The 11,999-nt window shown below is 71.4% G+C and carries 11 protein-coding genes and 1 pseudogene; 7 read left to right on the forward strand and 5 right to left on the reverse strand.

Features of this window, described 5'->3' with window-relative positions; all coding sequences use genetic code 11:
- Window position 1: 1 nt before the first annotated feature.
- Complete coding sequence (locus tag KPL78_RS03085; RefSeq protein WP_219761359.1) at window positions 2-1,204, forward strand: glycosyltransferase family 87 protein; 1,203 nt, start codon at window positions 2-4, stop codon at window positions 1,202-1,204.
- Here the strand turns inward: KPL78_RS03085 and KPL78_RS03090 are convergent.
- On the reverse strand, window positions 1,161-2,075 hold the full coding sequence (locus tag KPL78_RS03090) for a lytic transglycosylase domain-containing protein (RefSeq protein WP_219761361.1): 915 nt from the start codon (window positions 2,073-2,075) through the stop codon (window positions 1,161-1,163). The two genes, KPL78_RS03085 and KPL78_RS03090, sit on opposite strands and share 44 nt — an antisense overlap.
- 163 nt (window positions 2,076-2,238) lie before the next feature.
- Here KPL78_RS03090 and KPL78_RS03095 point away from each other — a divergent pair, with 163 nt between their 5' ends.
- The 4 genes from KPL78_RS03095 to KPL78_RS03110 all read left to right on the forward strand — a co-directional run bounded on the left by KPL78_RS03095 (window position 2,239) and on the right by KPL78_RS03110 (window position 6,884).
- On the forward strand, window positions 2,239-3,210 hold the full coding sequence (locus KPL78_RS03095; protein WP_219761362.1) for a Bug family tripartite tricarboxylate transporter substrate binding protein: 972 nt from the start codon (window positions 2,239-2,241) through the stop codon (window positions 3,208-3,210).
- Window positions 3,211-3,366: 156 nt separating this feature from the next.
- Window positions 3,367-3,714 (forward strand): hypothetical protein, encoded by a 348-nt coding sequence (locus KPL78_RS03100; protein ID WP_219761364.1) that lies wholly within the window; start codon window positions 3,367-3,369, stop codon window positions 3,712-3,714.
- A 430-nt stretch (window positions 3,715-4,144) separates the two neighbouring features.
- Window positions 4,145-4,918 (forward strand): SDR family NAD(P)-dependent oxidoreductase, encoded by a 774-nt coding sequence (locus KPL78_RS03105; RefSeq protein ID WP_219761366.1) that lies wholly within the window; start codon window positions 4,145-4,147, stop codon window positions 4,916-4,918.
- 229 nt (window positions 4,919-5,147) lie between these two features.
- Window positions 5,148-6,884: an ABC transporter transmembrane domain-containing protein gene (locus KPL78_RS03110; RefSeq protein ID WP_432761272.1), complete on the forward strand. Its 1,737-nt coding sequence runs from the start codon at window positions 5,148-5,150 to the stop codon at window positions 6,882-6,884.
- A gap of 360 nt (window positions 6,885-7,244) precedes the next feature.
- Here the strand turns inward: KPL78_RS03110 and KPL78_RS03115 are convergent, their stop codons facing one another.
- The 4 genes and pseudogenes from KPL78_RS03115 to pdxA form a co-directional block, all read right to left on the reverse strand.
- Window positions 7,245-7,709: a GNAT family N-acetyltransferase gene (locus KPL78_RS03115; RefSeq protein WP_219761369.1), complete on the reverse strand. Its 465-nt coding sequence runs from the start codon at window positions 7,707-7,709 to the stop codon at window positions 7,245-7,247.
- 228 nt (window positions 7,710-7,937) lie between these two features.
- On the reverse strand, window positions 7,938-8,741 hold the full coding sequence (locus KPL78_RS03120) for an alpha/beta fold hydrolase (protein WP_219761371.1): 804 nt from the start codon (window positions 8,739-8,741) through the stop codon (window positions 7,938-7,940).
- A gap of 10 nt (window positions 8,742-8,751) precedes the next feature.
- Window positions 8,752-9,483 (reverse strand): pyridoxine 5'-phosphate synthase, encoded by a 732-nt coding sequence (locus KPL78_RS03125; RefSeq protein WP_219761373.1) that lies wholly within the window; start codon window positions 9,481-9,483, stop codon window positions 8,752-8,754.
- A gap of 260 nt (window positions 9,484-9,743) precedes the next feature.
- Window positions 9,744-10,703, reverse strand: a pseudogene (gene pdxA, locus KPL78_RS03130) (4-hydroxythreonine-4-phosphate dehydrogenase PdxA); the annotation flags it as partial.
- Window positions 10,704-10,792: 89 nt separating this feature from the next.
- Here pdxA and KPL78_RS03135 point away from each other — a divergent pair.
- A complete protein-coding gene (locus KPL78_RS03135; RefSeq protein WP_219761377.1) occupies window positions 10,793-11,530 on the forward strand; it encodes a sulfite exporter TauE/SafE family protein in 738 nt (245 codons plus the stop codon).
- A 69-nt stretch (window positions 11,531-11,599) separates the two neighbouring features.
- Window positions 11,600-11,977, forward strand: coding sequence for a nuclear transport factor 2 family protein (locus KPL78_RS03140; protein WP_219761379.1), 378 nt, complete (start codon window positions 11,600-11,602; stop codon window positions 11,975-11,977).
- Window positions 11,978-11,999 lie beyond the last annotated feature (22 nt).

Genomic DNA, 11,999 nt, shown 5'->3' on the forward strand with positions numbered 1-11,999 from the left:
CGTGGGCAAGGTGGAGAGCGCGGGCTGGCCGCGCTGGCTCCAGGGCGGCGTCGTGCTGGTTCTCGGCTCCGGGGTCGTCGCGCTGTACGGGGCCTTCCTGCTGAGCAGCACGGTGCTGCGCACGCAGGGGCCGCTGCCGACCGATGTGCTGGCCTTCCTCGCCGCGGCGCGGCTGGCGGCTGCGGGCCAGGCGGCGATCGCCTATGACTGGACGGCCTTTTCCGAGGCGCAGGCCGCGGTGCTGGGCAGAGGGACCGAGGCGATCGGTGGTGCGCTCGGCTGGCTGAACCCGCCGCATTTCTTCTTCGCCGTGCTGCCGTTGGCGCCGCTCGGCTATGGCTGGGCGTGGCTGCTCTGGACCCTGGCGGGGGTGGCGCTGCTGGCCGGCGCTGCCTGGCTGATCCTGCCGCGCGCTCCGGCGGTGCTGGCCGTGCTCGCCGCGCCCTCGGTCATGCTCTGCATGTCGGTGGGGCAGAACGGGCTGCTGATCGCGGCGCTGTTCGGTGTCACCTTCGCGCTCATGGACCGGCGCCCGGGGCTGGCGGGCGTCGCGCTGGGGCTACTGACGGTGAAGCCGCAATTCGGGCTGCTGCTCCCGGCCCTGCTGCTGGTGACCGGTCGCTGGCGGGTCTTCGCGGCGGCGGCGGCGACCGCGCTGCTCGCGATGGGCCTCGCCTGGGCAATTTTCGGGACCGAGGCGTGGCTGGCCTTCCTGCCGTCGCTTTCCAGCAATGCGGCGCGGATGCTGGGGGGCGAGGTCTCGCCACGCATCCAGTCCGTCTATGCCTTCCTGCTGCGTCTGACGGGGCAGCGGGAGGTTGCCGTGATCGGTCATGCCGTGCTGGCGCTGGCGGCGACCGGCCTGACCCTGCATCTGTGGCTGCGCCGGCCCGCCGTCGGGGAAGAGCCCCGCGCCGCCGCGGCGATCGCGGCTTCCTACCTGATGACGCCCTATGTCTGGGGCTATGACACGCCCGCGATCCCGGTGGCCGCGCTGTTCCTGGTTCGCGGGGCCCTGCGCGAGGGCTGGCTGCCGGGCGAGAAGGCGATCCTCGTCGGCGCCTGTCTGCTGCCGGGCCTGCTGGCGATGGCGCAATTCCCGCTGACCGCGCCGGCCGCCTGGGGGCTGCTGCTGTGGTCGGCCTGGCGGCGGGCGGGGGTCAGCCCGGCCGGCCGCGCCGCCCCGCCTGTTGCAGGCACATGATGCGGGGTCTGGCGGGCCCCGACGCCGTCCGGCCGCGCAGCCGCAATTCCACCTGCGGCACCGCGACGATCGGGGTCAGGGTGGGCGTCTGGTTGCCCACCAGCAGCACCGCGCCGCGGCCGGAGGCACAAAGCCCTGCCATGGCCGGGCCGGGCAGGGGGATCACGCCGGGGGCGGGGCCGGGCATGAAGCCCTGTCCGGTCAGCGCCGCCATGACGCGCTGCTGGTAGATCAGCGCTCGTTCCGGCGTGCCGGAGTGGTATTGGCCGGAGGCGACGTTCCAGTCGCCGCTGCGCTGGTAGAGCGACTTCAGGTAGCGCACCGCGTAGCGGACATTGGTGTCGGGATCGAAGCCGGCCTCGACGCTCTCGAAGGCGTCGGGATGGTGCAGCAGGTTGATCTGCATGCAGCCGATGTCGATGGACCGCGTCCCGCCCGCGAGGCGGGTCTGCACCTCGGCCACGGCTTCGGCGCGGCTGCCCATGTAGCGGCCCTCGCCGGCGGCGTTGAAGGACCACGGCCAGGGCTGGACGCTGCCATTGGTGGGGTGGCGGCGACCGGTCTCGACCCGCGCGATGGCGCCGAGCAGGCCAGGCGGCAGGCCGGAATTCTGTTCCGCCACGGCGATGGCGCGCGCGCAGGCGTCCCAGGGGTCGTTCGAGGGCGGCGGGATGACGGCGGCGACAGGCGCGGGGCGCGCGGCCACCTGCTGCGGACGCCGCGGTAGCGCGGCAGGCCGCGAGACCGCCGGCCGGCTGGCCCCGGCGGCGCGCTGTTCATTGTCGGCATGGGCCGGCGCCAGCGGCATGGCCGCGAGCGCGGCGAGAGGCAGCATCAGGCCGAGCAGCCTCGTGGCGCGGGGTCCGAGCATCGGCATATCAGGGCCCTCATGGACTGGGCGGCCGTGTCGGGTCAAGCGTGACGGGATGATAAACCGTTCCGAAGACGGCATCGGCGTACCGGGACGCGGTGGTGGACAAGCCCGCAGGCGATTGCGACCCTGCCCCCAACAAGAGTCTGTGAGGAGGCGTCCCATGAGCTTCACCATCGCGCGGCGTGCCGTGCTCGCTGCCCCTTTCCTCGCGCCCGGCCTGGCGCGGTCACAGGGCGGTTGGAAGCCGTCGCGTGCGGTTACCATGATCGTTCCCTTCGCGGCCGGATCCGGCACCGACACGGTGGCGCGCACCCTCGCAGGGCTTCTGGAACAGGAATGGGGCGGCCAAGTGGTCGTCGACAACCGTCCCGGCGCCAATGGCGCCATCGCGGCGCTGGCGACCGCCCGGGCGGCGCCCGATGGCCAGACCGTGATGATCACGACCAATAGCCCGCATGGCGCGACGCCGGCGCTGATGAAGCGGCCGACCTATGACGCGGTGGCGGATTTCACCCCGATCAGCCGCCTCGGCACCTACATCTTCGTCTTCGCGGTGAACGAGCAGGTGCCGGTCCGCACCATGCCGGAGTTCCTGGCGCTGGCGATGGCACGACCCGGCCAGCTCACCTGCGCATCCGGCAACACGACCGGCGTGGTCGGCGCGGCGATGCTGAACCGCATCGGGGGCGTGGACGTGACCCATGTGCCGTATCGGTCCTCGCCGCCGGCCATGACGGATGTGATCGCCGGGCGGGTGACGTCGATGTTCGCCGACGTCGCCTCGTCGCGGGCCTTCCTCAATGAGGGCAAGCTGCGGCCGCTCGGCATCACCTCGGCGCGGCGCACGCCGCTGTTCCCCGATTGGCCGACGCTTTCCGAGGCCGGGCTGCCGGGATTCGAGCTGCTGTCCTTCATGGGCGCGGTCGGCCCGGCCCATATGCCCGAGGAGATCCTGGGCGGCTGGAACGCGGCCATCCGCCGCGTCTGGGACCGCGAGGCGACCATCCGCCGCCTCGGCGAGTTCGGCATCGAGCAGGCGACCTCAACGCCGGCGGAATTCGGCACCTTCATCCGCGCGCAGATCGCCTTCTGGGGCGAGCAGGCCCGCGCCGCCGGGATCGAGCCGGAATAGAAACCGCCTACGGCATGGGCAATTGTGACACTATGCATGTGCAACATGCCGGAGTTCTAAACATCGGTCTTGTTGTTGCGGGGGCGTGAAACCACTCTTCCTATCCGTCGCGTGGTTGGGAGGCCGCGCGCAACGTCCGAAAGGGGACATCAGACCATGACCGTTTCCACCCGCCTGCAGACCGCCGCCCTGACGCGCACCCTGGCCGAACTGGCCGAGGGCAGCCTCGCGGCGCGCATCCGCCTGGAGCAGGCGGCCCGCGTGATCACCGCCGCGCGCCGTGCCGGCGAACTCGCCGCCGAGGGCGCGCTGCGCCTGCCGGCCACGACCGATGCCTCGGTGCAGGCCGTGACCGAGATCGCGCGCCATTGGGATGACCGCGCCGTCACCGCGCTCGAATATGTCGAGACGCTGCCCGAAGCCGCGATCGAGCGCCTGCTGCGCGCCGCGCCGGGCTGGGCCGCGGCGTTTCCGACCACGACGGCGCTGCGCCTCGCGGCGTGACCCGTGACCGGGGGATCGGCCCCCGGGATTTCTGGCGTGTATTGGAGGGGCTTTGCCCCTCCAAACCACCCCACCAAAGGCCCAAGGCCTTTGGAATCCATGACTTGGCGCCGGGCACCGCGGACAGAACCGGCACCGAGACCCGCACCTGAGCACAGAGCGTGCTGCGGGGGCGAGGAATGCCTTTTGTGCCAAGCGCCAAGTATCCGGCTTTCCAAATGACACTGTCATTTGGCGGGGCGGTCCGGAGGGGCAGAGCCTCTCCGGTTCCTTCCGACGAGGTTGTCGCGGCAGCCCGATCGGCCTTCGAAAGCCGGCACTCGGCGCGTGCTGCCAGCGCCAAGCGTGATGGATCGGAACCCGCCCCGCTGTGCGACGGCGGGTTCCGCGCTATATCCCGCAACGCAACAGCGAATGCGGGTCAGTGGCGATGAGCAGCACCGGACGAGCCAGGACCACCAACGGGCCGCGCCGCGTCCTGCTGCTGACCGGGGCATCGCGTGGCATCGGCCATGCCACGGTGAAGCGATTCTCCGCCGCAGGATGGCGGGTCATCACCGTCTCCCGCCACCCGTTCCCGGAGCAATGCCCCTGGGAGATGGGCCCCGAGGACCACATCCAACTCGACCTGACGGACCCCGCGGCGACCGAGACCGCGGTGGAGGAGATCACCGCGCGCCTCGCGCCCGAGGATGGGCGGCTCGACGCGCTGGTGAACAATGCGGCGATTTCCCCGAAAGGGCCCGGCGGGGCCCGGCTGGGGTCGCTCGACATGCCGCTCGATGACTGGCTGACGGTGTTTCGGGTGAATTTCTTCGCCCCGGTGCTGCTGGCGCGCGGCCTGGTCGGGCCGCTACAGAAGGCGAAGGGGTCGGTGGTGAACGTCACCTCCATCGCCGGCGGGCGGGTGCATCCCTTCGCTGGCGTCGCCTATTCCACCTCCAAGGCCGCGTTGGCCGGGCTGACGCGGGAGATGGCAAGCGACTTCGCCCCGCTCGGCATCCGGGTGAATGCCATCAGCCCGGGTGAGATCGACACCTCCATCCTGTCTCCCGGCACCGAGAAGATCGTGCAGGAGCAAATCCCGATGCGGCGGCTCGGCCGGCCGGAGGAGGTCGCGCAGGCGATCTACTTCCTCTGCACCGAGGCGTCTTCCTACGTGAACGGTGCCGAACTCCACATCAATGGCGGGCAACATGTCTAGCGTGCCTCAGACGCCGGCGCCGGCATCCGCCGGCTGGGCTTTCGCGCCCTCCGCAGTCGCTCCGGCGGCGGCTGATGGTCTCGGCGCGGTCGCGCTTTGCGCTCCCGGATCACGGCAGAGCCGCGATCCGTCGGGGATGGCGATGCGTTGAGGGCGGGAGCAGTCGCGGCAGGGTCTTGGGGGCGGCGCGCGCCCCCGTGGCGTTCGGGGCGACGCTTCGAGGATGCGCGTGGGTAGAATCTCCTCCCTCCGCCTGCTGCTGCCCTTCCTGCGGCCCTATCTCGGTCGCGCCCTGGGCGCGGCCGTGGCGCTGCTGCTGGCGGCCGGGCTGACCCTCGCGGTCGGGCAGGGGCTCCGGCACATCATCGATGACGGCTTCCGCGGCGGCGCCTCCGCGCTGAACCAATCGGCCATCATCATGGGCGCGATCGTGGCGACGCTCGGTGTGGCGACCTCCTGCCGCTACTACCTGGTCACCTGGCTCGGCGAGCGTGTCGCCGCCGATCTGCGCCGCGCCGTCTTCGACCATCTGACGCGGCTCGATGCGCGGTATTTCGAGACGGCGCGCACCGGCGACCTGATGTCGCGCCTGACCGCCGACGTCGCGCTGCTGCAATCGCTGATCGGCTCGGCGATCTCGATGGGGTTGCGCAATGCGCTGACCGGCATCGGCGCCTTCGCCATGCTGGTGCTGACCAGCGCGAAGCTCGCCGGGCTGATGGCCGTGGTGGTGCCGCTGGTCGTGCTGCCCATGGTTGCCTTCGGCCGGCGGGAGCGGCGCCTGTCGCGCGCCGCGCAGGAACGCGTCGCCGACCTCGCCGCCACGGCCGAGGAAGCGATCAACGCCATGCGCATCGTCCAGGCCTTCACCCATGAGGAGGCCGAGCGCGCGCGCTATGGCGCGGAATCCGAGCGCTCCGTCCAGGCCGCGCTGCGCCGTGTGCTGACGCGCACGGGGCTGATCCTGTCCGTCGTGCTGCTGGGCTTCGGGGCCATCACCTTCGCGCTGTGGATCGGCGGGCATGACGTGATGGCGGGCCGCATGACCGGCGGCGACCTGACCGCCTTCGTCTTCTACGCCGTGCTGCTGGCGAGCGCCGGGGCGACCGTGTCGGAGCTGTGGGGCGAGATCCAGCGCGCGGCCGCGGCGGCAGATCGCCTGGCCGAGGTGCTCGCCGTGGAACCCGCCATCGCCGCGCCGCCGAATCCGGTGCCGTTGCCGCCGCCCCAGGGCCGCGTCGTCTTCCGTGACGTCACCTTTCGCTATCCGTCGCGGCCCGAGGCCAGCGCCCTGGACCATTTCAGCCTGACGGTCGAGGCGGGGGAGACGGTCGCGCTGGTCGGGCCTTCGGGGGCCGGCAAGACCACGGTGCTGACGCTGCTGCTGCGCTTCTACGATCCGACCGCCGGCGCGATCCTGCTCGACGGCGTCGAGATCACCCAGGCCGCCCCCGAGGCGGTGCGCGGCCGCATCGGCCTGGTGCCGCAGGACCCTGCGATCTTCAGCGCGACCGTTGCCGAGAACATCCGCTACGGCCGCCCGGAGGCGACGGAGGCCGAACTGCGCGACGCCGCGGAAGCCGCCTCGGCCCTCCGTTTCATCGAGGCGCTGCCGGACGGCTTCGACACGCATCTCGGCGCGCGCGGCGTCACCCTGTCGGGCGGTCAGCGCCAGCGCATCGCGATCGCGCGCGCCATCCTGCGCGACGCACCCGTGCTGCTGCTGGACGAGGCGACCAGCGCCCTCGATGCCGAAAGCGAACACGCGGTGCAGCAGGCGCTGGCCCGCGCGTCCCGCGGGCGAACCACGCTGGTGGTGGCGCATCGGCTCGCAACGGTGCGGCGGGCGGATCGAATCGTGGTGATGGAGGCGGGGCGCATCATCGCGACCGGGACGCATGAGGCATTGCTCGCGCAAGGCGGACTCTACGCTCGGCTGGCGGCACTGCAATTTACCGACGCGTGAGGCAGGATGAAGGAGGGGCTTGGCCTCTCCCTGATCCTCCCCGGTAAAGGCCGAAAGGCCGCCCTGATTCCAAGCTTGCTTCCGGCGGGGGATCGAGAGCGGCTTTGTCCCTCTCGAACTCTCCCCAGCAAAGGCCGCAGGGCCTTAGCAGACCTTGATGTGACGCCGGGCGCCATTGTCCGATTGACGCTTCAGGACGCGTTTGCGCCGTGCGGGTGTTTCGAGTGTTCGGCCGCAACCGTTATGTCCAGCGCCAAATGCCGGCGGTCCAGGCCACACGGTGGCCTGGCGGGGTGAGGTCTGGAGAGGGGCAGCGCCCCTCTCCGGTGCAACCTTCGCGTTGACGGGTTGCCTGTCGCGTCAGGCGAGGCCCTTCGTCATGAACACCGTGACTCCATTCAGGAAATCCGCCCGGGCGGTGACGGCGAAGCCGCGGCGTTCATACATCGCGACGTTCTGCCCGAAGGCGGCGTTGGTCAGCAGCCGCATCTCGCCGCGCCCCGCCTCGCGCGCCAGGCCCTCGGCATGGGCGATCAGGCGGTGGCTGAGGCCGCGGCCCTGTTCCTCCGGGCGTACGGCGATGTTCTCGATCCACAGGTGATCCTCGCGCAGATCCGTCTCGATCAGGGCGAGGATGTGCAGCCCGCGCAGCAGCAGGTCGAAGCGGTGCTTGCGCAGCGCCTCATGGTAGTCGGCCTGCATCGGCAGGGGCTCGCGGCCGATCACCGGCACCCATCGCGCATAGGCGGCGCGCGTGATCGCGCGGATCTCCTCGGCATCGGCCGGGGTGGCGCGGCGCAGGGCCGTGGGGGCGAGGTCTGCCATGGGATGGGATCTCAGAGGGGTGGACATGAAAAACCCCGCCGACCTTGCGGTGGGCGGGGCGCCGGAGAGCCGGGAGGACGGTTCGGGACTGTCAGCCCCGGATCGTGCCTCGCGACGTCGGATCGGGCGCACGCCGCCACACCGTCGTCGTGGGACGACGGCGTCGCAGGGTCAGCGTGGCGGGGCGCGCGAACATGGGCCGGATGGTTGCGGGGACGGCGGCTTCCGTCAACGCTTTTCGAGGAAGGCCAGCACCGCGGCGTTGAAGTCCTTCGGATTGTCGGCCTGGACGCTGTGCGCGGCGTTAGGGATGGTCACGCGCGTGGCGTTGGGCATGGTGCGCTCCAGCGCGTCGAGGATGCGCCCGAACTGCGGCTGGGACTGGTTGCCGCCGACCAGGAGGGTGCGGAGGCGGATGCCTTCCGCCTCGGCGCGGCTATAGGGCTTGCGGTTCTCGTTCGCCTGGCCGAGCAGCGTCCGTGCATTGTCGCGGTTCACCCGCTTGCGCGCCTCGGAGCGCTTGGCCCATGCGCCGGGACCGCCGGTATGCTCGGCGACGACGGTCAGGCCTTCCTCGATCTTGCCCTCGGCGATCAGCGCCGCGGCCGTGGAGAAGGCCGTGCCCTGCTTGCCGGCCGGCGGCGCGCCGCCCAGGGTCTCGTCGAGTTCTCCGCCAGGTTCCAGCAGAACCAGCGTGTCGATGAGTTGCGGATAGTGCTGGGCGACGCGGAAGGCGATGTGCCCGCCGCGCGAATGGCCGACCAGGCGCACCGGGCCTTCGCCGAGGCCCTTGATGAGTTCCGCGATGTCGGCGGTGTGGCGCGCGATGGTGAAGTCGCCGCCATCCGTCCATTCGCCCGGCCAGCAATGGCGCAGGCTGACGGCCATGGCGTGGTACTGCGCGCCGAAGGCGTCCATCTGGCCGGCCCAGGAGCGCTGGTCGCCCAGCGTGCCATGGACCATCACGAGCGGCGGGCCCGATCCGGCCTCGGCATAGGACAGGGGGTAGCCGTCGACGGTCAGCGTGGGCATGGGCGTTTCCTTATGCGGTGCGAGCGGCGTCCATGATGGAGCGGAACCGTTTCACCGTCTCCCCCAGCCCCTCGAAGACGGATTGGGAGATCAGGAAGTGGCCGATCGAGACCTCGGTCACCTCGGGCCATGCCGCGATGGGGCCGACCGTGTCATAGGTCAGGCCGTGGCCGGCATGGCAGAGCAGCCCGGCAGCCTTCGCCGCCTCCGCGCCGCGCTTCAGCCGGGCCAGTTGCGCCGGGCGGTTCTCGACCGGGCCTTCGGCGTAGCTGCCGGTATGCAGCTCGATCGCCTGGGCGCCGAGCCGCGCGGCGGCGTCGATCTGGGCCGGATCGGCCTCGATGAAGATCGACACGCGCACATTCGCCGCGCGCAGCCGGTCGATGGCTTGCTTCAGGAAGGGCGCGGCGCGCAGCACGTCGAGCCCGCCTTCGGTCGTCAGCTCCTGCCGCTTCTCCGGCACCAGGCAGCAATAGGGCGGGCGGATGCGTTCGGCGAAGGCGACCATCTCCTCTGTCGCGGCCATTTCGAAGTTCAGCGGCGCGGCGATCTCGGCGCGGACGCGCTCGACATCGCGGTCGCGGATGTGGCGGCGATCCTCGCGCAGATGCATGGTCACGCCATCGGCGCCGGAGGCGACCGCAACGCGCGCGGCCTCGACCGGGCAGGGGAAGCTGCCGCCGCGCGCATTGCGCAGCGTCGCCACGTGATCGACGTTCACCGAGAAATCGAGATGCGTCATGCGGTCCTCTTGGGCGGCGTCGGCAAGGGCTGCCAGTAGAGCGGCTCGACGATGTCCGGCCCGCCCTTCCAGTCCACGTCGTTGCCGCTGTCGGCGACGAACAGCGCGACCGGGGCTTCCGCGGCCCCCGAATGGCGGGTGCCGATGACCCAGCGGCCGCCGGTGACGACCTCACCATCGGTGAGCAGGATGCGGGTGCCGTCGCGCGGGGCGGATGCGATGGGTTGCCAGCCGGCGGGTGTCTCCGGCGCGGTGCCCCCGCGGCGCGCCGCCATCACCGCCGCCATGCGCATCGCCGCGAGCAGCGAGGAAGGACTCGCCTTGCCCGTTCCCGCGATGTCGAGCGCGGTCCCATGGTCAGGACTGGTCCGCACGATGGACAGGCCGAGCGTCACATTCACGCCGCCCGCCATGTCGAGCGTCTTGATCGGGATCAGCGCCTGGTCGTGATAGAGGCAGATCGCCGCGTCATAGCTCGGCCGCGCCAGGGCGGTGAACATGGTGTCGGGCGGCATGGGGCCGCGCGCGGCGATGCCCTCGGCCTGCAGCGCGGCGACGGCGGGGGCGACGATCTCGATGTCCTCGCGGCCCATGGTGCCGGCCTCGCCGGCATGCGGGTTCAGCCCGGCGATGGCCAGGCGCGGCCGGGCAATGCCGAAATCCTCGCGCAGGGCGCGGGCGGTGATTCGGGCGGTCTCGACGATCATGTCCGGCGTCAGCCGCGCGATGGCCTTCGCCAGCGCCTCATGCACCGTGACCGGAACGACGCGCAGGTCGTCCGAGGCCAGCATCATCACGGGCGGCACGCCGGTGCCGGCGATCTCGCCGAGATATTCGGTGTGGCCCGGATGCCTGAACCCCGCCGCGGTCAGCACGGATTTCTGGATCGGGTTGGTGACCACCCCGCCGGCGCGTCCGGCTTTGGTCAGTTCCACCGCCTCGGTGATCGAGGCGATGACCGCGGCCGCGTTCGCCGGGTCGGGCTTCCCGGGCACGGGCTGGTGCGGCAGCGGGCGGTGCAGGACGGGCAGGGCGTGCGGGAAGACCGCCGCGGCCTCCTCCGGCGCCGCGATGGCCTGCACCGGCACGCCGAAGGGCCGCGTCGCATCGTCGATCAGGAAGAAGGCAGGGCCGGAGGCGCGCAGGGCGAACCAGGCACCGGCGGCGATCTCGGCGCCGATGCCGGCGGGTTCTCCCATGGTGAGGGCGAGGGGATGCATGACCCCTCGCGTGTAGTCCCTGGCGCGCCGGCTGACGAGGCCTTGCGGCAGGACAAGTCAGGCCAGCGGACGCGTGCTAGAAGCCCCGCATGGATTTCGTGGCGAGTTGCCTGCACGACCTGACGGCGCTCGGGCCCGGCGGTCTGGCGGCGGTGATGTCGGCGCTGTTCCTGGCGGGGCTCGCCGGCGGCGCGACGCATTGCGCGGGCATGTGTGGCCCCTTCGTCATCGCCCAGGCGGCCGCGGTCGCCGACCGGGCGGCGGCGGGGGGCTGGGTCGCGCGGCTGTCGGGCGCGGCGCTGCTGCCCTATCACCTGGGCCGCGCCATCGGCTACGGCGCGCTGGGTGCGGCGGCCGGCGGGCTCGCGGGCGTTGTCGCCCTGGGGACGGGGTTCCGTTTCGTGCTGGCGGGGCTGCTGGCGGCGGCGGCGCTGCTGATGTTCGCCCAGGCCTCGGCGCGGGTAGCCGCCCTGCTGCCGAAGTTGCCGGCGCCGCGGCTGCCGGCGGTGCTGGAACGGCGTCTCGGCGCGCTGATCGCCGCACCGACCGGGCTGCGCGGCGTGGCGCTGGGGCTGATGCTGTCGGCGCTGCCCTGCGGGTTGCTCTATGGCGCGCTGGCGGGCGCGGCGGCGACAGGGTCGGTGCTGGGCGGCGCGCTGGCCATGCTGGCCTTTGTCGCGGGGACCATGCCGGCGCTGATGGGGGTCGCCCTGCTCGGGCGTTTCTTCGGGCGGCGGGCTGGTCCGGGCATGCGGGTCGCCGGGGCGGCGCTGTTCGTGCTGAACGGGGTCATGCTCGCGGCCATGGCGGTGCGGGTCGCCGCCTGAACCAGGAGGCGTGGAGGCCAGCCTTTCGCGGGTGGGCTTAGCGCTTCTGCCCGTGCTTCACTCGCTGTCATGACGGCGTTGGACGAGATACGGCTCCTGTTGGAGGCGAAGGCACACGCTCTGGTGGCGAGACGGGCGGAGGATCTGAACGCCCTGATCCACAGGGACTTCGTCTACGTCAATGCGGGCGGGCGAGCCTTCGACAAGGCGGGCTACGTCGACACCTACTGCACGTCCGGGAAGGTCGTGTTCACGCAGCAGCGCTTTGCCGATCTCGACGTCAGGCTGGTCGACGGCATCGCCATAGCCACCCTTCTGATCCACGACGAATTCAGGATCGATGGGCGCATGGTAACCGGACGCTATCGGTCCCTCTGCATCTTCGGCCATGGCTTGGGGCGCTGGCTCTGGATCGCCGGCCAGACGATGCCCGTCGGAACGGCGTAGGGCCGCTCCGCGGGCATCAAGA

The organism is Roseomonas alba, assembly GCF_019430885.1.
Taxonomy (GTDB): domain Bacteria; phylum Pseudomonadota; class Alphaproteobacteria; order Acetobacterales; family Acetobacteraceae; genus Neoroseomonas; species Neoroseomonas alba.